The organism is Bullifex sp. (assembly GCF_034103065.1).
In the GTDB taxonomy this organism is placed as follows: domain Bacteria; phylum Spirochaetota; class Spirochaetia; order Sphaerochaetales; family Sphaerochaetaceae; genus Bullifex.
Map to the genome: position 1 here is coordinate 1 of NZ_JAXEGN010000016.1, position 17016 is coordinate 17016.

The window sequence follows — 17016 nt, forward strand, 5'->3', positions numbered from 1 at the left end:
TTCTATGGTTTTACAATGAGTATGCTATGGCCACAAATGGAAGCTTGGATCACAAGAGGAAGTGAAGGAGCTGAACTAAACAAGCTAACTAGTTCATTTAACTTTTCATGGAGCTTTGGTACTGGAATAAGCCCATATTTAGCCTCAATGCTAGTAATTGTTACACCTTCTTTGGGCTTACTTGGTGGTGCTATTATTTTCTTTGTTATCTTTCTTTTAATTGTAGCTTTATCTCTAAATAAGGAAATAAGAGCAATAAAACCAGAAGCTGATGTGATAAAGAGTGCTGATAGCAGTGAGGACCATAGTACTCCACTTCGTTTTGATTCATATATTGCAGTATTCTTAGTTTATAGTGCTCTATCTGTTGTTCTTAATATCTTCCCTCTTTATACAAAGGAAGTATTAACCATAAGTGAGAGTACAAATGGACTATTGCTACTAATTAGAGGTATTGCAACCTGTTTTGCATTTATCTACTTTGGATCTGTTTCATGGTGGCAATTTAAGTTTAAATACATAATTGGTGCAGAAGCTATCTTTGTTGCTCTTTTATTTATCTTTGCAAAGAGTACATCTGTATTATCACTTGGCTTATTTATGCTTTTATTTGGAGTTATCTTTTCCCTATGCTATAACTTTTCAATTTTCCATGCAGCTTCAGGAGCTATAGATAAAGGAAAGAGAATGATGATACATGAATGTGTATTAACTGTTGGCCAGGTAATCGGAGTTACAATTGGTGGAACTATTTATGAAAAATTAGGATACACTAACGTTCTTATAGTTATTGCTGTAATTGGTATTGTTTTTATTATTTCACAGTGCACAGCTTATGCATTAAGGAAAAAGAAAAGCACCTCAAAGTGAGGTGCTTATGGGCCCAGGTGGATTTGAACCACCGACCTACGGGTTATGAGTCCGCAGCTCTAACCACTGAGCTATAGGCCCGTGTTTGATAATATAGCAAGCATTTTTATTATTTTCAAGTAGGATTATTTGATGATATTATTGTTAAAATAACGGAGGCTATTTACATGTTAAAAAAGATATTATTAACATTAGTTATCTTTGCTCTAGTAATTACTTCAGCTTTCTCAGCTCCTTTAAGATTTGTATTTGGAGACCTTGGACAGCACCCTGAAATATTGATGGGATTTGCTCCTTCCTATCTTTTAAGTGGTGTTGGCTACAGAGGCTTTGAATTAAGAGAAGGCGATGTTAGCGAAATTCAGTTATTGCTTGGATTTGGTTATAACCAAAGAAAGGTATGGCAGGATAAATATACTGGAAAAGTTATTGATAAAGATCCAATTGTATATGATGTTTTACAAACTGATTTAGTTTTAAGATTTGTTCAAGGTTTTGGTACAAGCCCTGTTGCAGGTAAAGATTTAGTTTCTTTAACTTTAAGCTATGAAGGTAAGCTTGAAGCAAACGTCAATAGCATGGTTAAGGGTAAATTAAGAAAAAATAATAATACTTCTGAGATTAAGAGTCTTAATTCATATCTTGAGAGTTCTAATTACCAGGGATCAATTTATCCTGATTTAAAGGGTGACCATATGATGCTTGCTAATATGGTTAACTTCCAAGCTAAGCTTGATATGATGGATGATAAAATGACTAAATCTGATGGTTTTGTTGCAAAGGCTGATATCAAGTGGGCACCAGGAGCATTGAACCATATACTTTCAGGAGAAGCAGATTTCTACTCTCTTACACTAAATGCAGTTGGTGCAAAGACTATCTTTGAATATGCTGAAAATGGTAGCGACCTCTTTACTATTACTCTAGTTGATAGAGCAAATGTGAACTGGACAGATGGAAGTAAGGTTCCAGTCTTTGCTCAAGGTCCTGTATCACTTGGTAGAAAGGTAAGAGGCTTTAATACTTGGACATACAATACTCAATTTAGTGCTGTTAATAACTTCGATATTAGATTCGCAGGTCCAAACCTTGGTGTTAAGGGTATATTTCCAAGAGCTAATTTATTCTTTGATGTAGGTTATGGCTGTGGTAAATATTTTAACACACAATATGATGGATCTAACTTCTTAATGAGTACAGGTGTACAAGTTACTGTATCATTCTTTGACTTCATCGATCTTGGTTACCAAGTATCATATTTATTCTCAGGTAATAAGTTTACTGATGGTGAAAAGAGAGTTGTTGGTAACTTCACCTTCTTCCTAGATTTCTAAGCAAAAAAAAGGAGATGCTCGTTTTGGGTATCTCCTTAAATCTTAATTATAAGGGTTAGCTTCGCCTTTTATTAGAGGCTCTGTAATTCCTATTTCTGAAAGTGTTTTCATAACACTTTCAAGTTTATAAGACTGAACATATTTTACACTTATTCTAACTAACCCCTGTCCAACTATCTCAATTGAAGGCTTAAGCCCTGCTTCTTTTATTTTTGAGTATACATCATATGCATTTTTAGTATTTGTGTATGACCCTATTTGAAGAGTATACCAACCAGTCTCTTCGCCTTTTAAATACTTTGTTTCAGGTACTTCTGGTTCGCTTAAAACCTCAATATTTACTTCAGCAACACCTTTATCATATATTCCAAGTTCTTTAGCTGCTCTTGGAGTTAAGTCAATTGTACGACCTTCAACATATGGACCTCTATCGTTAATTTTTACATCAACAAACTTATCTTCATGGCTAACTCTTACAATTGAACCAAATGTTAGAGTTTTATGTGCTGCAGTTAATGCATTGTTATCGAAGACTTCACCATTAGCAGTTAGGGCATTTTTTTTATCTGCTGTGTACCAGGAAGCTACCCCACTTTGGGCAAAAAGTGAAGATGTGATAGTTAGTAATAGAATAATTAATGTAAGCTTTTTCATGAGCTAAATATATATCAGGTTTAACAAATTATAAAGTCTTTTCAGCAGTGGTAATAAATTAGCTTTTATGCGATAATTATCGGCTATGAGTGATATACAAAACCATTGGGCAGATATATATGCCGACAAGATTATAAGAGAGAAGGGTGATAAAGAAGTTTATACTTGTGCAAGTGGTATCACACCTTCAGGAACTGTACATATTGGTAACTTTAGAGAGATTATTTCTGTAGAGTTAATTGTTAGAGCATTAAGAGCTAAAGGTAAGAATGTAAGATTTATCTATTCTTGGGATGATTATGATGTATTTAGAAAGGTTCCTAAGAATATGCCTAATCCTGAGCTCTTAGAGACATATCTTAGAAAGCCTATTACATTAGTCCCTGATACAACTGGCAGAGCTGATAACTATGCAAGAGGCAACGAGCTTGATGTCGAAAAGATTCTTCCAACCGTTGGTGTTAATCCTGAATACCTTTATCAAGCTGAAAGATATCGCTCTAGCATGTATGCAGAAGGCATGAGAAAAGCTTTAGAAAAGAGAAGTGAAATTAAAGCAATATTGGATGAGTATAGAACAGAGCCTCTTCCAGAGTCTTGGTGGCCAATTTCTGTTTTCAGCTCTTTCACTGATAAAGATACTACTACTATCTTAGGATGGGACGGTGAATGGGGTATTACTTATCGTGATGATTCAACTGGACAAGAAGAGACTATTGATTTAAGAACAACTCCATATGCAAAGCTTCCATGGCGTATTGACTGGCCAATGAGATGGGCACGTGAAGGTGTTGATTTCGAGCCAGCTGGTAAGGACCACCACTCAGAGGGCGGTTCATTTGATACATCTAAAAAGATTGTTAAGCTTTTTGGTGGAGAAGCTCCTGTTTCCTTCCAATATGACTTTATCTCAATTAAAGGTCGTGGTGGAAAGATTAGTTCTTCATCAGGTGAAGTTATTTCTCTTTATGATGTACTTGAGGTTTATACTCCAGAAATTTGTCGTTACCTATTTGTTTCAACAAGACCAAATACAGAGTTTTCAATCTCATTTGACCTTGATGTATTAAAGATCTATGAAGACTATGATAACTGTGAAAGAATTTATTTTGGTCTATTGGATGTAAATGAGAAGAGAAAGGCAAAGGAAAAGAGAATTTATGAACTTTCTCAAGTTGGTGAAGTTCCAACAGAGCCAAGCTATCAAATTCCATTTAGACATCTTTGTAACCTATTACAAATCCATGGCGGTGATAAGGATGCTGTTCTTGCAACTTTAACAGATATCACACCAAGCCAAAAAGAGAGATTAAAGGTTAGAATGTCTTGTGCTTGGGCTTGGATTACAACCTTTGCTCCGGAGGAGTTCAGATGGTCTTTAAGTAATGCTGATACACCTCTTGTTGAAGTAAATGATAATGAAAGAGCAGCTTTAAAAGCTTTAGCTAAGGCTGTTGAAGAAAACCTTGATGGTAAAACAGAAAAGGAGTTCTCAAATTATCTTTACAGTGCTGCAGAGGCAGGTAGTTTAGAAAGTAGTGCTTTCTTCTCCCTTGTTTACCGTGTATTAATTGGTAAAGAAAGAGGACCTAAGCTTGCTGGTTTTATTAAGACTTGTGGTAAGGATAAAATCCTTCCTATCCTTAGTAGGTATTAAGCAATAATGGACGTATTACTATTAAATGGTTCACCACATGAAAAGGGCTGTACTTTTACAGCCCTTACTGAGGTAAAAGAAACACTTGAGAAAGAAGGCCTTAGTGCAGAGATTGTTAATATTGCTAAAGAAGGTTTTACCAAAGAAGATGTTGATAGAGTTGCTACATTAGCTCTCGAGGCTGATGGTTTAATTATTGGCTCTCCTGTATGGTATGCATCCTCATGCGGGCTTTCAAATTACTTCTTAGATTTATTGTTTTCAAAAATTGGCTCTAAGATGAGAATGAAGTTTGGTGCCTCTGTTGTGCCTTGCAGAAGAGGTGGTGCTTCTTCAACTTTTGATCAATTAAATAAGTATTTCACAATTTCTCAAATGCCAATTGTTTCTTCAAACTATTGGAACCAAGTTCATGGAAATACTCCTGAAGAGGTTAAACAGGATGTTGAAGGAATGCAGACAATGAGAATCTTAGCACGTAATATGGCATATTTAATTAAGGCTGTTAGAAGTGCTGCTTTACCACTTGGTGAAAGTGAAGCTAAAATAAAAACTAATTTTATTAGATAGTACTATGAATATTGGTGATATGATGAAATTTAAGGGGGCTTGGGATAAATTCTCAGCTTCCCATCCTCAGTTTGTAAAGTTTCTTTCTTTTATGGCTTCTTCTCCAATTGAGAAAGATACAGTGTTTCGCTTAAGTGTAGAGCGTCCAGGGGCCGAGAAAGAGATAAAGACTAGCATTAGAATTACTGAAAGCGATCTTGAACTTCTTCAATTATTAAAGTCGATGGCTAAAAAATGAATGATAATCAAGCATTACAGCTTCTTAAACTATTAACAGACGAAGAGTCTAAGAAAAAGGCTAAAGAATTACTTCAAAGCTTACGTTCGACTATGTCTTGTTACCAATGTGCATTGATGGAAGTTGAGACAAAGTTTAAGGTGCTAAATGAGCGTTTTTCCTTAGACCATGAACGTAATCCTATTGATATGATAAAAACTAGGATTAAATGTGCAGAGAGTATAAGAGAAAAACTTCAAAGAAAGGGCTTACCATTAATCCCATCCTCTCTTGAAAAACTCGATGATATTGCAGGAATTCGTGTTATTTGCTCATTTGTTGATGATATTTATATGCTTTCTGATTGTCTTTTGCAGCAAGATGATATTTTCTTAATAAACAAGAAGGACTATATTAAAAATCCAAAAGAAAATGGATATAGAAGTCTTCATCTAATAGTAGAGACTCCAGTGTTTTTAGAAAGTGGAAAGCGTATGATGAGAGTTGAAGTACAGCTTAGAACTATTGCTATGGAGTTTTGGGCAAGCCTTGAGCATCGTTTGAGATATAAAAAGAACCTTTCAGATGAAGTTAATCAACTTACTTTAAAAGAGCTTTCTGAATGTGCATCTGATGCTGCAAAGCTTGATGTAAAAATGCAAAAGATAAGAGATTTAATTGAAAGCTGTTAAAGAGTTTTAAAAATCTTATCTAGTACTACCTGGTTTGTTCTCCATTTTGCTTGAGCCTTAACTCTTAAGTCTAGTTGGAGAGTAGAACCAGGGAATATTTTCTTTATTTCCTTAAATGATTCTTTTCTAATTTTTTTAATATTCTCTCCACCTTTACCTACTATGATACCTTTTTGGCCATCACGTTCTGTGATAATAAAGGCTCTAACCCAAACACTTTTTTCTTCTTCATTGTACTCAATATCTGCAACTTCAACGTATATTACATGAGGAAGCTCGTCATCAAGCAAATTAATAGTTTTTTCTCTAATAATTTCAGATATTCTAAACTCAAGAGGTTGGTCAGTATATGCATTTTCGCTATAAAGAAGGTCTCCTTCCTTTGCTAATTTAAAAAGGGCAATTAAAACTTCATCAACACCTTCATCGTTTAAGCCACTGCACTCTAGGATTTTTTCGGCATTGATATTATGGTTAATAAAGAAGATAGCATCTTTTTTCTGCTCTTCGCTTAAGATATCACTTTTATTTAATACAGCAATAATTGGGACCTTTACTTTAGATAGAATTTCAGCAATTGCTTCCTCTTCTTCTTTTAAAGCTCTAGAGGCATCAACAAGGTATAAAATCATATCACTTTCCCCGAGTGCTGATACGGTGATATCTTGCATCCTTTTGTTGATAGTTTTTCCTCCAAGGTGGTAACCTGGAGTATCTGTAAAAATTAATTGACCTCTTTGGTCTGTATAAATTCCTCTAATAGCATTTCTTGTAGTTTGAGGAGTAGGGGCAGTGATTGATACCTTCATCTCACAAATTGTATTAATTAATGTTGATTTTCCTACACTTGGTCTTCCAATTACAGATACTGTTGCACACTTCATATTTTACCGTCTCTTTTCAACTGTTAGTTTTTTGATTATACTGAAAAACATGAGTGAAGAAAAGAAGAAAGAAGTAGCAGATAATCCTGCTCTTAACGATAAATTGTTAAAAACACGTTCTGTAATGCTTACAGGTGAGATTTCTAAAGAAAGTGCTGACCAAGTAATTAGACAGCTCTTAGTTCTTGATAGTGAATCAACACAGCCAATTACAATGTATATCAATTCTCCAGGTGGTGATGTTGATGGTGGCTTTGCAATCTATGATACAGTTAGATTTATCTCCTCTCCTGTTACAATGGTAGGTCTTGGTCTTGTTGCCTCTGCTGCATCATTAGTGTTATTAGCTGTTCCTAGTGAAAGAAGAGTAGGTCTTCCTAATTCATCCTACTTAATTCACCAACCATTATCAAAGATGCAGGGTGTAACAGCTGATGTTATGATTCATGCAAATGTAATAGAACGTTTAAGAACTAAATTAGATTCAATTATTGCAGAAGCTACAGGAAAAACACTTGAAGAAGTAAGTAAAGATACAGAAAGAGACCACTGGCTATTTAGTGATGAAGCTTTAAAGTATGGTCTTATTTCCAAAATAATAAATAAAAAAGAAGAGTTAAATTAATCACTGATTGGGTTGCTACTACGGCGACCCTTTTTTATTTTCTTTTCTGGTAATTCAGATTTAATCAAATTAATGTAGCTAACTAATAAATCCTTATTTTCGATATCTAAAATAGGATATAAGCTTGCACCTTCATATGGATAACCTTTTTCTATTTCAGGATAGTTCTCTTCTCCAATCTTTGTTGATTTAACATAGAAAATATCATCACAAACGAATCCTAGGACCTTTGAGTCGATATAAATACAATAATCGCCAAACATCTTTTTAAATGTAATAAGACCACACTCTGAAATTTGATCAACTAGATACTGAACAATCGATAAATTAGAAGCCATAGATGTATTTTAACACTTTTTTTTAATTTTTTTTCTATTATTAATATGAAGTACTTTATTTTAACACTTATTTTACTAGTCTTTGTTTCCTGCGAAGCAAGAATCCCTAATTCAAGCAAAGGATTAAGTGTCATCACGTATAACTTATATAATATGTTTGATGATATTGATAATGGTAACGAGCACACAGCTTATCATCCCTCTTCAGGCTATACAGGTCGTGATTTTGATAAACGTATTGAATCATATTGTGCTCTTTTTAAAAAAGAAGAATTTGATGTAGATATAATTTTCTTTCAAGAAATTGAGAGTGAAAGAGTATTAGTCTCTTTATTAGATAAAGGAATGAGAAGACGTGGATTCCAATATTATGGTATTGCAAAGATAAATAATGTACCAAATACGGTTGGTTTTATTAGTAAAATAAAGCCGTATGAAGTTAAAATACATCTTGCCGCTTCTGATAGACCTATCCTTTCATTAGAAGTTATTAAAGATGGAGAACAGTATAAAATCTTTAATTTACATGCAAAAAGTAATCTTGGGGAGGAAGAAGAAAATAAAAAAGAGCGTAAGGCGTTAGCAAGGCATATTAATAATTTGATTAATCCAGATGAGAAGGTAATAATTTTAGGAGACTTTAATAGTAGCGTTTCAGATGATATGCTTTCTCTAAATCAAGAAGAAGATTCAATCTTTGTTTCTTTAGATAGCAAAAATATAGCTTATGGAAGTTTTTATGATGCGACTGAAGATGTATATTTTCCTCTAAATGGGGATGGAACTTACTTTTATATGGGGAAGTGGTATTACTACGATAAAATATTAATTTCGTCATCAATTGCTAGTAATTCTAACTTTTCCTTTAAAATTCTTAATTTAGATTTTTTAAGTAAAGATGGTTTTCCTCTTCGTTATGATAACTCTTCTGAGTGTGGTTATTCAGATCATTTTGCGTTAAGATTGGATTTAAAATAGGTAATATATTATGGATGATATTAGAGAAATTTTAACTGGTGGACAAAGCTTTAGTTGGACAGAAGAAGATAACTGTTTTTCTGCAGTGTTAAATGAAAAAGTATATAAAGTTAGAAGTGAAGCTGATTTTTACCAAGATTCTTATTTAAAAGCTTATTATGATTTAGATTTTGATTATCAAAAGGCAAGGCTTGAAATTGCTAGTAAAGATGAACTATTAAAGAGTGCTGTTGAAAAATTTCCGACTCTTAGAATTTTGCGCCAAGATCCTTGGATTACATTAATAAGTTTTATATTAAGTCAAAATAACAATATTAAAAGAATTAAAGGTCTCTATGATACCTTGTCAAGAAATTATGGTCATGAAGTAGAAAAGGGATATTTTTCTTTTCCAACTCCAGAGGAGCTAGGTAAAACTAATATTAATGAATTAAAAGAATTAAAAGTAGGTTTCAGAGATAAATACATAATGGATGCTATTGAAAAGGCTGATGTCCTAAATGGTCTTGAAAATCTTGAATACAGTGAAGCTGAAGAGAGATTAATGACAATAAAGGGTGTTGGTAAGAAAGTTGCATCGTGTATTTTGCTTTTTGGCTACCACAAAATGGAAGCTTTCCCGATAGATGTATGGATTAAAAAGGTATTAGCTACATACTATCCAGGAAAGCCTATTTCATACTTTGATCCTTATCCTGCCTTAGCTCAGCAATATCTGTTTTCTATGGCAAGATATATTAAACTTTAATCATTGTTTTTAAACTTAAGTTCATAAAAGATTTGTTCAAGCTCGAGACCAATATTAATGTTGTGAACAACTGGAATAATACCTTGACGAGTCTTTTGTGGCTTAAGTGTAATTGGTGAGAAATTTAAAACTCCTGTAATACCTGCATCTAGAAGGTTCATATAACATTCTTGAGCGTTTGATTCAGGAACTGTAATAATTGCAACTTTTACATTATGTACCTTTATTACCTCATCAAGTCTTGAAAGAGGATAAACAGGAATAGGGTGGGATGGATTTGAATATACTACAGGATCGGTATCGAAGCCCGCAACAACTTTAATTCCATCTGGTTCAAAACCTTGGTAGTGCATTAATGCTTTTCCTATTCTTCCACAACCAATGACTATTACATTTTGGTTTTCACCTTTACCAAGAATATTTCCTATTATTTCTATTAATTCCTGTATTTCATATCCACCACGCTTTTGGCCATGTATCTCAAGTAGAGAAAAGTCTTTTCTTACAATTGCTGCAGATACTCCGGCTGCATCAGCAAGATTATGTGCAAATACTTTTTCTAATCCGATAGCACGTAATCTATTCAGGGCTCTATAGTAACGTGTTACTCTAATAAGCATATCATTATTCATACTATTAATCCTTTTAATGTGAAAAATAGTACATAAATTAGATATCTTAGTCAAATAAATATATTGATAATCATTATCATATCCTAATAAGTAACATCAAATGGTATTTAGTATTTGAAATAATAGTCGAAAATACTGTATGATATGTGCAATAAAAAACTTAGGAGGAGTTATGTCACAGAGTTTGTTTTCTGATGATCTACTTTCATTTATTGAAGAGTGGAAGAACAAGCCGGGCAATTTAATTATGGTACTCCACCGTGTGCAGTCAGAAATTGGTTATATCTCAAGAGAAGCTGCAGACGAGGTATCACGTTTGCTCGATGTACCACTTGCCACAATTTGGGGTGTTGTAACCTTTTATCACTTCTTTAAACTAAATAAGCCAGGTAAGTATAATATTCAAGTTTGCCTTGGTACAGCTTGTTACTTAAAGGGTGGTGATATGATTATCGAGGAACTAGGTATCCAAAAGGGCTTAGATATCGATGGTCTAACAGAAGATGGAAAGTTCTCTCTTCAGGCAGTACGCTGTGTAGGTTGTTGTGGGCTTGCACCTGTAATGACTATTGGAGGAGAGGTATTTGGTAAAGTTACTAAAGGCCAAATAGCAGGAATATTGGATAAGTTTGAATGAGCCACAGAGGGCCTGATTTTCTCTTTGAGGCTGTTACAAATAGTCTTGAGGCAGGGGCAAGAGAGATAACGATAGAGTATAGTGATTATTCACAGTTTTTAGACATAACGGTAACGGATGATGGAAAAGGTTTTTCTGGCAATGTATTTGCTAGTGGATTTTCTACTAAAGGCGAGGGACGTGGAAAAGGGCTATATCTTTTAAAGCAACGTGCAGATAGTGTTGATATTAAAAGGGAAAAAAGTCTTACAAAATTATCCTATCGTATAAAAAAAGAAGAAAACGATTATATTAGTGAAGTACTTCCGTTCATCTTCTCCTATGTGAGTGATAAAGCATCTATTGATTTTATCTTTCATTCAAAAGAGTTAAATGAAAGTGTTTGTTCGAGTGATTTAATAAAAGAGTTTGGATCATTAGATAGTGTAAAAGCACTTTCTACTCTCAAAAAAAGGTTCTCAGTTTTTGATTTAAAGTAAAGGAGTCCAAAAATGGCAAAGTTGTCATTAGAAGAATTAAGAAGTTTACGCGCTAAAGAAAGCGAAAGACTTAAAAAGCGCAATATCCACGGCAGAGATTGTCATATTGTTGTTTGTATGGGTACTTGCGGAATTCAAGCAGGAGCAAAGATTGTATTAAATGCAATCGTAGATGAACTTGAAGCAAAGGGACTTGATAACGTTATTGTTACTCAGTCTGGTTGTTCTGGTTCTTGTAAGGATGAGCCAGTTGTAGAAGTTCATACTCCAGCTCTTGGTTCAGTTGCATATGGCCATGTAGATGCTAAAGTGGCTAAAGATATCGTTAATGAGCACATTATCGGTGGAAAGATAATTAGTGATCATAAGATTGATCTGGAGGTTTGAGATGAGTTTTAAGAATTATATCTTTGTATGTGGTGGTACCGCCTGTGAATCATCAAGATCTGACCAGATTTATAAAAATCTTATTGAAGAAGCAAAATTACAGGGTGTTGGTGATCAAGTACAGGTAGTTAAAACAGGATGTTTTGGATTCTGTGAACAAGGTCCTATCGTAAAAATTCTTCCTGAAGATTCTTTCTATGTTCAAGTTAAGCCTGAAGATGCTAAAGAAATTATTAGCGAGCACGTTATTAAAGGTCGTGAAGTAACACGTCTTTTATATAACAAGGCACCAAAGAAACCTCTTGAAGAAGTTGAAGATATTGGATTTTACAAGAAGCAACTTCGTGTAGTTCTTCGTAACTGTGGTGTAATCGATCCTGAAAATATCGATGATTACATTGCAAATGATGGTTATGTTGCACTAGAAAAAGCTTTATTTGAGCTTACTCCAGAGCAAATTATTGATGAAGTAAAAACTTCTGGTTTACGTGGCCGTGGTGGTGCAGGTTTCCCAACTTGGATGAAGTGGAACTTCACAAAGCAAGCTGAAGGTGATGTTAAGTACGTTGTATGTAACGCTGATGAAGGCGATCCAGGTGCTTACATGGACCGTTCAACTTTGGAAGGTGACCCGCACTCAGTATTAGAGGCTATGACTATTTGTGGTCGCGCAATTGGTGCTCACCAAGGCTTTATCTATATTAGAGCTGAATACCCACTTGCAATTCATCGTCTTGAAATTGCAATGAGACAGGCTCGTGAATATGGTTTATTAGGAAAAAACATCCTTGGTTCTGGCTTCGATTACGATATTGAAATTCGTCTTGGCGCTGGTGCATTCGTTTGTGGTGAAGAAACAGCACTATTACAATCTATTGAAGGTCATCGTGGTATGCCTCTTCCAAGACCACCATTCCCAGCTGTTAAAGGTTTATGGGGTAAACCAACTGTTATTAATAACGTTGAAACTTGGGCAAATATTCCTGTTATCATCGCAAAAGGTGGTGCAGAGTTTGCAAAAGTCGGTACTCAAGATAGCCGTGGTACAAAGGTATTTGCTCTTACTGGTAAGGTTAAGAACTCTGGTCTTGTAGAAGTTCCAATGGGTACTACACTTCGTGAAATTGTATTTGATATCGGTGGTGGTATTGCTAATGGAAAGAAGTTTAAGGCTGTACAGACCGGTGGACCTTCTGGTGGTGTAATTACAGAAGAGAACCTTGATACTCCAATTGACTTTGGAGGACTTCAGAGAATTGGTTCTATGATGGGTTCTGGTGGTATGATTGTTATGGATGAAGATGACTGTATCGTAGACGTAGCAAAGTTCTACCTTAACTTCACTGTAGATGAATCATGTGGTAAGTGCTTCCCTTGCCGTATTGGTGGTAAGAGTCTGTATAACATCCTTGATAAAATTACACTTGGAAATGGAACAGAAGATGATATTGACCAGCTTAAGCAGATTTCTCTTGCTATGCAAAAGGGTTCTCTATGTGCTCTTGGTCAGACAGCTCCAAACCCTGTTCTTTCTACTCTTAGATATTTCCCTGAAGAGTATGAAGCTCACATCAAGGAAAAGAGATGTCCATCAGGAAAGTGTAAAAAGCTCATCAGATATACAATTGATCCACAAAAGTGTATTGGATGTACTGCTTGTTCAAGAAAGTGCCCAGTTGGTGCTATTACAGGCGAACTCAAGAAAACTCACTCAATTAATACTAGTGTATGTATTAAGTGTGGTGTCTGTAAGCAGACATGTAAGTTCGGCGCTATCAGCATAGAATAATATTGGAGGAAAAAATGGCTATTCATCTTACTATACAGGGTGTTGAAGTAACTGTTGAAGAGGGCACAACCGTCCTAGAGGCAGCTAGAAAGGCAGGAATTAGAATTCCTACTCTTTGCTATCATCCAGATTTAAAGCCTTTTGGCTCCTGCGGACTTTGTGTCTGTAAACAGGAGGGTAGTGCAAAGATTATTCGTGCATGTTCTGCTCCTGCAGCCGAAGGTATGAAAATTATTACTCATGATAATGAGCTTTTCGAAGTTAGAAAGACTATTCTTGAGTTAATCATGTCAACACACCCAGCTTCATGTCTTACATGTGTTAGAAATAATAAGTGTGAGCTTCAAAAGCTTTGTGTTGAATATGGTATTAGAGAACAACCTTTTGAAGAAAGAATTCCTGATCTTCCAAAGGATAAATCAACATCTACTATTGTTCTTGACCCAAGCAAGTGTATCAAATGTGGACGCTGTGTACAGGTTTGTCAGAATCTTCAAGGTGTATATGCTCTTGAGTTCATTGGTAGAGGAGACTCAACTTTGATGACTCCAGCAGCTAATCTTCCTTTAAATGATAGCCCATGTATCAAGTGTGGTCAGTGTGCAACACACTGTCCTGTTGGTGCAATCTATGAGCTTGATGAAGGTGGTGTATTCTTAAGAGAAGCTTCAAAGAGTGAAAAAGTTGTTGCTGTTCAAATTGCTCCAGCTGTACGTGTTGCACTAGGTGAAGAATTTGGTTATAAGCCAGGTGAAATTACAACAGGAAAGATTTATACCGCTCTTAAGAGACTTGGTGCTGATTACGTTTTTGATACAAACTTTGGTGCTGATATGACAATCATGGAGGAAGGAAGTGAACTTGTTGAGAGAGTTACGAATAATGGTGTACTTCCTCAGCTAACATCTTGTTGTCCAGGTTGGATTGAGTATGTAACAAAGTACTATCCAGATTTAATTGAAAACCTTTCTAGTGCTAAGTCACCAATGATGATGCAAGGTGCTATTACTAAGACTTATTGGGCAGAGAAGATGGGTATTGATCCAGCTAATGTATACTCTGTTGCAATTATGCCATGTACTGCAAAGAAGATTGAGATTAAGAGAGATGAACATATGAAATCCTCTGGATATGATGATGTTGATCTTGTTCTTACAACTCGTGAGCTTGCACGTATTATTCGTCAACGTGGTATTGATTTTGCATCTCTTCCTGAAACTGAAGTTGATAGCCCAATTGGAGAATACTCAGGTGCAGCTACAATCTTTGGTGTAACTGGTGGTGTTATGGAAGCTGCTATTAGAACTGCTTACAATGTTATCACAGGTAAAGATCTTTCTGATCCAGATATCATGACTGTTCGTGGTAGAGGAGAATTTAGACATGGTGCTATCGATGTTGATGGTAAAACAACTCTAAGATTTGGCGTAGTTCATGGAATGGCAAATGCAAAAGAAGTTCTTGATGAAATAAGAGCAGCTAAAGCTAGAGGTGAAAGAGCTCCATATGAATTTATAGAAATTATGGCTTGCCGTGGTGGTTGTATTGCAGGTGGTGGACAGCCTCTTGGAACAGATGATGAAGTTAGAAGTAAGAGAACTAGTGGTTCTTATACAGATGATAAGAACTGTGTTAAGAGATGTTCTCATCAAAATCCATCTGTTCAGAAGATTTATAGTGAATTCTTTACAGCTCCTTTATCAGAGAAGGCACATCATTTATTGCACACAACATATAAAGAAGTACCAGTTTATAAGAAATAAACTAAAAAAGTGAAGGGCCAGCATTGCTGGTCCTTTTTAATAATTAAATCTTTATAAATTAAATAGTCAGTGGCAATTAATAACAATTCCGTATTTATTTGCTAAATTTAAGAATTCTTCAATACTTATATTCAGGGAGGATAAAGCTTGATCTATGGAGATAAAATGGTTGTTAACCATGTTAGCATAAGTTTTAATTTCACCTACTTTGATACCTTTAGCTTCTCCAATTTTAATGCCCTTAGCTTCTCCAATATTAAATCCATAAGCTTTACCATCGTTAAAAATTTGTTTACTAATTTCACACATTTTGTTAACTCCTTGCTTTATGCTTGTATCAATAAAATATCAAAGGGATAAGTTAAATACATATGAAAGGCGTCAATTATTCAAAATACTAATGTATTATAGACAATTAATAACAATTTTGTATTGGTTTGCTAAATTTACAAACTCTTCTGTACTCATATTCAGTGATGATAAAGCTTGGTCTAATGTAATAAGGTTGTTATTAATCATGTTAGCATAAGTTTTAATTTCACCTACTTTGATACCTTTAGCTTCTCCAATTTTAATGCCATTAGCTTCTCCAATTTTAATGCCCTTAGCTTCTCCAATATTAAATCCATAAGCTTTACCATCGTTAAAAATTTGTTTACTAATTTCACACATTTTGTTAACTCCTTCTTCTGTGTTTTTGTAATAGTTTGCACTTCTCCGTATTACATCCACACGCATATCAGTTGGGTCTTTGCACATGAAATCATGTTGAAGATCCAATAGCTTTTTATTAGTTTTATTGGATAGATTTAAATAAATGATATGTGCTTCTGTATTAAAAGGCAAGTGGGTATCTTTCTCACTGAAAATAAAGTGATATAAAGCTTCTTTTCCCTTAAAATAATCTTCTTTTGTGATGAATATTATATATACAGGATTTAATTTTATTTTTTTAATTCCTTTCTTAACTGTATGTGAATCTATCATTGCTAGATAGAATCTAGCTCTATCTGGCGTAGCATCAGCTATATCATTTTGTATTTCAATATCGTATTTAACACCTTTGCTATCTACAGCAAAAATATCAAAACGTACAGAACGATATACAGAAGAGCCTGGTAGAGTTTTCTGAACTTCAACTTTTATTACTTTTAAATCATCTATGCCAATGATAGTTCTAATAATATACTCAACGAGCTCTGTATTATTCTCAAACATTACTTGAGAGAGAATATCAGACATTGGTGTCATTAGGCTTATATAATCCTTAGGATTTATTTCTTTTTTCATATGTACCACATAAAGCCCAAGCTATTAGATAGCTTTAATAGCTTGGACAAGGAAAGATGTTAGATGGCAAAGTTGTATTTTTTTGCTATAGGTCTTACTCCGTCTAATACGCCATATAGAGAAAAGGCTGCTATTATTAATCCTGTAACAACAGGTGATCTTTTTGCTGCAGTACCAGTAGCAATCATGGAAGCGGCAAGAGCCCAAGAGGCATAAGAATCTTTATAAATACTTTCAAGCCATGATTCAAAAGATGGTAAATCATTTCCTGGAATTCCAAACCGCTTATATTCGAAGAACGTCATAATTCCTGATGCAAGAACTCCAGCTGCTATTGCAACTGCACATGCGGCTGAAACCTTTCCCCATGCCATCACCTTTGGAATGGTAGCATAAACTATACCTGCTGTAAGAAGGACAACAGCTTTAATTACTAGCTTCTTCAAATCTTGGTAAAGTTCTTTTTGCTGTG

At 34.8% G+C, this 17016-nt stretch carries 20 protein-coding genes, 1 tRNA gene and 1 pseudogene; 14 read left to right on the plus strand and 8 right to left on the minus strand.

The genetic code is table 11. From position 1 onward, the window contains the following. Positions 1–870: MFS transporter (locus SOY52_RS00490; RefSeq protein ID WP_320847027.1), on the plus strand; the 870-nt coding region annotated here is incomplete at its 5' end. A gap of 8 nt (positions 871–878) precedes the next feature. On the opposite strand, the gene SOY52_RS00495 is transcribed toward SOY52_RS00490, so the two are convergent. Next, positions 879–951, minus strand: a tRNA-Ile gene (locus SOY52_RS00495). A gap of 86 nt (positions 952–1037) precedes the next feature. Here SOY52_RS00495 and SOY52_RS00500 point away from each other — a divergent pair. Beyond that, positions 1038–2204, plus strand: coding sequence for a hypothetical protein (locus SOY52_RS00500; protein WP_320847028.1), 1167 nt, complete (start codon positions 1038–1040; stop codon positions 2202–2204). Between the two features lie 42 nt (positions 2205–2246). Here SOY52_RS00500 and SOY52_RS00505 read toward each other — a convergent pair whose 3' ends face one another. Continuing rightward, on the minus strand, positions 2247–2858 hold the full coding sequence (locus SOY52_RS00505) for a septal ring lytic transglycosylase RlpA family protein (protein WP_320847029.1): 612 nt from the start codon (positions 2856–2858) through the stop codon (positions 2247–2249). Positions 2859–2943: 85 nt separating this feature from the next. On the opposite strand from SOY52_RS00505, the gene lysS reads away from it, so the two are divergent. Genes lysS through SOY52_RS00525 form a run of 4 tightly spaced genes read left to right on the plus strand, consistent with a single transcriptional unit; the run spans position 2944 to position 5994 of the window. Continuing rightward, positions 2944–4515, plus strand: a complete 1572-nt coding sequence (gene lysS, locus SOY52_RS00510) for a lysine--tRNA ligase (protein ID WP_320847030.1) — start codon at positions 2944–2946, stop codon at positions 4513–4515. Between the two features lie 6 nt (positions 4516–4521). Then, positions 4522–5085 (plus strand): flavodoxin family protein, encoded by a 564-nt coding sequence (locus tag SOY52_RS00515; RefSeq protein ID WP_320847031.1) that lies wholly within the window; start codon positions 4522–4524, stop codon positions 5083–5085. A gap of 4 nt (positions 5086–5089) precedes the next feature. Next, on the plus strand, positions 5090–5323 hold the full coding sequence (locus SOY52_RS00520) for a hypothetical protein (protein ID WP_320847032.1): 234 nt from the start codon (positions 5090–5092) through the stop codon (positions 5321–5323). Then, positions 5320–5994: a GTP pyrophosphokinase family protein gene (locus SOY52_RS00525; RefSeq protein WP_320847033.1), complete on the plus strand. Its 675-nt coding sequence runs from the start codon at positions 5320–5322 to the stop codon at positions 5992–5994. Before SOY52_RS00520 ends, SOY52_RS00525 begins: the two co-directional genes overlap by 4 nt. On the opposite strand, the gene era is transcribed toward SOY52_RS00525, so the two are convergent. Further along, complete coding sequence (gene era, locus SOY52_RS00530; RefSeq protein WP_320847034.1) at positions 5991–6878, minus strand: GTPase Era; 888 nt, start codon at positions 6876–6878, stop codon at positions 5991–5993. The genes SOY52_RS00525 and era overlap by 4 nt on opposite strands. Before the next feature lie 49 nt (positions 6879–6927). Here era and SOY52_RS00535 point away from each other — a divergent pair, with 49 nt between their 5' ends. After that, positions 6928–7503 (plus strand): ATP-dependent Clp protease proteolytic subunit, encoded by a 576-nt coding sequence (locus tag SOY52_RS00535; protein ID WP_320847035.1) that lies wholly within the window; start codon positions 6928–6930, stop codon positions 7501–7503. Here SOY52_RS00535 and SOY52_RS00540 read toward each other — a convergent pair. Continuing rightward, positions 7500–7841: a TfoX/Sxy family protein gene (locus SOY52_RS00540; protein ID WP_320847036.1), complete on the minus strand. Its 342-nt coding sequence runs from the start codon at positions 7839–7841 to the stop codon at positions 7500–7502. The genes SOY52_RS00535 and SOY52_RS00540 overlap by 4 nt on opposite strands. Positions 7842–7886: 45 nt before the next feature. Between SOY52_RS00540 and SOY52_RS00545 the strand changes: the two genes are divergently transcribed. Then, a complete protein-coding gene (locus tag SOY52_RS00545) occupies positions 7887–8819 on the plus strand; it encodes an endonuclease/exonuclease/phosphatase family protein (RefSeq protein ID WP_320847037.1) in 933 nt (310 codons plus the stop codon). 10 nt (positions 8820–8829) lie between these two features. Further along, positions 8830–9567, plus strand: coding sequence for a DNA-3-methyladenine glycosylase family protein (locus SOY52_RS00550; protein ID WP_320847038.1), 738 nt, complete (start codon positions 8830–8832; stop codon positions 9565–9567). Here the strand turns inward: SOY52_RS00550 and SOY52_RS00555 are convergent. Continuing rightward, positions 9564–10199 carry a redox-sensing transcriptional repressor Rex gene (locus SOY52_RS00555; protein ID WP_320847039.1) on the minus strand — a complete coding sequence of 212 codons (636 nt, stop codon included), beginning with the start codon at positions 10197–10199 and terminating at the stop codon, positions 9564–9566. The two genes, SOY52_RS00550 and SOY52_RS00555, sit on opposite strands and share 4 nt — an antisense overlap. Before the next feature lie 172 nt (positions 10200–10371). On the opposite strand from SOY52_RS00555, the gene SOY52_RS00560 reads away from it, so the two are divergent. From SOY52_RS00560 to SOY52_RS00580, 5 genes are read left to right on the plus strand one after another with little or no spacing between them, the layout of a single operon-like run. Further along, positions 10372–10836, plus strand: coding sequence for an NAD(P)H-dependent oxidoreductase subunit E (locus SOY52_RS00560; RefSeq protein WP_320847040.1), 465 nt, complete (start codon positions 10372–10374; stop codon positions 10834–10836). Further along, positions 10833–11315: an ATP-binding protein gene (locus SOY52_RS00565; RefSeq protein ID WP_320847041.1), complete on the plus strand. Its 483-nt coding sequence runs from the start codon at positions 10833–10835 to the stop codon at positions 11313–11315. The genes SOY52_RS00560 and SOY52_RS00565 overlap by 4 nt, the downstream gene beginning before the upstream one ends. Before the next feature lie 12 nt (positions 11316–11327). Then, positions 11328–11702, plus strand: coding sequence for a (2Fe-2S) ferredoxin domain-containing protein (locus SOY52_RS00570; protein ID WP_320847042.1), 375 nt, complete (start codon positions 11328–11330; stop codon positions 11700–11702). A gap of 1 nt (position 11703) precedes the next feature. Further along, on the plus strand, positions 11704–13491 hold the full coding sequence (locus SOY52_RS00575) for an NADH-quinone oxidoreductase subunit NuoF (protein WP_320847043.1): 1788 nt from the start codon (positions 11704–11706) through the stop codon (positions 13489–13491). A 14-nt stretch (positions 13492–13505) separates the two neighbouring features. Continuing rightward, positions 13506–15254 (plus strand): NADH-dependent [FeFe] hydrogenase, group A6, encoded by a 1749-nt coding sequence (locus SOY52_RS00580; protein WP_320847044.1) that lies wholly within the window; start codon positions 13506–13508, stop codon positions 15252–15254. Between the two features lie 66 nt (positions 15255–15320). On the opposite strand, the gene SOY52_RS00585 is transcribed toward SOY52_RS00580, so the two are convergent. From SOY52_RS00585 to SOY52_RS00595, 3 genes and pseudogenes are all read right to left on the minus strand, one after another. Continuing rightward, entirely contained in the window at positions 15321–15563 is a 243-nt protein-coding gene (locus SOY52_RS00585; RefSeq protein WP_320847045.1) for a hypothetical protein, read from the minus strand. 96 nt (positions 15564–15659) lie between these two features. Further along, the gene (locus SOY52_RS00590; RefSeq protein ID WP_320847046.1) at positions 15660–16544 is read right to left on the minus strand and encodes an Rpn family recombination-promoting nuclease/putative transposase; all 885 of its coding nucleotides are present in this window, start codon (positions 16542–16544) and stop codon (positions 15660–15662) included. Between the two features lie 59 nt (positions 16545–16603). Beyond that, positions 16604–17016 (minus strand): annotated as a pseudogene (locus tag SOY52_RS00595) (hypothetical protein); the annotation flags it as partial.

Bases quoted from the DNA above. Each gene is read 5' to 3' on its own strand.
- SOY52_RS00565 (WP_320847041.1), top strand. From the start codon at position 10,833: ATGAGCCACAGAGGGCCTGATTTTCTCTTTGAGGCTGTTACAAATAGT.
- SOY52_RS00500 (WP_320847028.1), top strand. From the start codon at position 1,038: ATGTTAAAAAAGATATTATTAACATTAGTTATCTTTGCTCTAGTAATT.
- SOY52_RS00575 (WP_320847043.1), top strand. From the start codon at position 11,704: ATGAGTTTTAAGAATTATATCTTTGTATGTGGTGGTACCGCCTGTGAA.
- era (WP_320847034.1), bottom strand. From the start codon at position 6,878: ATGAAGTGTGCAACAGTATCTGTAATTGGAAGACCAAGTGTAGGAAAA.
- SOY52_RS00505 (WP_320847029.1), bottom strand. From the start codon at position 2,858: ATGAAAAAGCTTACATTAATTATTCTATTACTAACTATCACATCTTCA.
- SOY52_RS00535 (WP_320847035.1), top strand. From the start codon at position 6,928: ATGAGTGAAGAAAAGAAGAAAGAAGTAGCAGATAATCCTGCTCTTAAC.
- SOY52_RS00570 (WP_320847042.1), top strand. From the start codon at position 11,328: ATGGCAAAGTTGTCATTAGAAGAATTAAGAAGTTTACGCGCTAAAGAA.
- SOY52_RS00560 (WP_320847040.1), top strand. From the start codon at position 10,372: ATGTCACAGAGTTTGTTTTCTGATGATCTACTTTCATTTATTGAAGAG.
- SOY52_RS00550 (WP_320847038.1), top strand. From the start codon at position 8,830: ATGGATGATATTAGAGAAATTTTAACTGGTGGACAAAGCTTTAGTTGG.
- SOY52_RS00515 (WP_320847031.1), top strand. From the start codon at position 4,522: ATGGACGTATTACTATTAAATGGTTCACCACATGAAAAGGGCTGTACT.
- SOY52_RS00545 (WP_320847037.1), top strand. From the start codon at position 7,887: ATGAAGTACTTTATTTTAACACTTATTTTACTAGTCTTTGTTTCCTGC.
- SOY52_RS00520 (WP_320847032.1), top strand. From the start codon at position 5,090: ATGAATATTGGTGATATGATGAAATTTAAGGGGGCTTGGGATAAATTC.
- SOY52_RS00585 (WP_320847045.1), bottom strand. From the start codon at position 15,563: ATGTGTGAAATTAGTAAACAAATTTTTAACGATGGTAAAGCTTATGGA.
- SOY52_RS00540 (WP_320847036.1), bottom strand. From the start codon at position 7,841: ATGGCTTCTAATTTATCGATTGTTCAGTATCTAGTTGATCAAATTTCA.
- SOY52_RS00525 (WP_320847033.1), top strand. From the start codon at position 5,320: ATGAATGATAATCAAGCATTACAGCTTCTTAAACTATTAACAGACGAA.
- SOY52_RS00580 (WP_320847044.1), top strand. From the start codon at position 13,506: ATGGCTATTCATCTTACTATACAGGGTGTTGAAGTAACTGTTGAAGAG.
- SOY52_RS00555 (WP_320847039.1), bottom strand. From the start codon at position 10,199: ATGAATAATGATATGCTTATTAGAGTAACACGTTACTATAGAGCCCTG.
- lysS (WP_320847030.1), top strand. From the start codon at position 2,944: ATGAGTGATATACAAAACCATTGGGCAGATATATATGCCGACAAGATT.
- SOY52_RS00590 (WP_320847046.1), bottom strand. From the start codon at position 16,544: ATGAAAAAAGAAATAAATCCTAAGGATTATATAAGCCTAATGACACCA.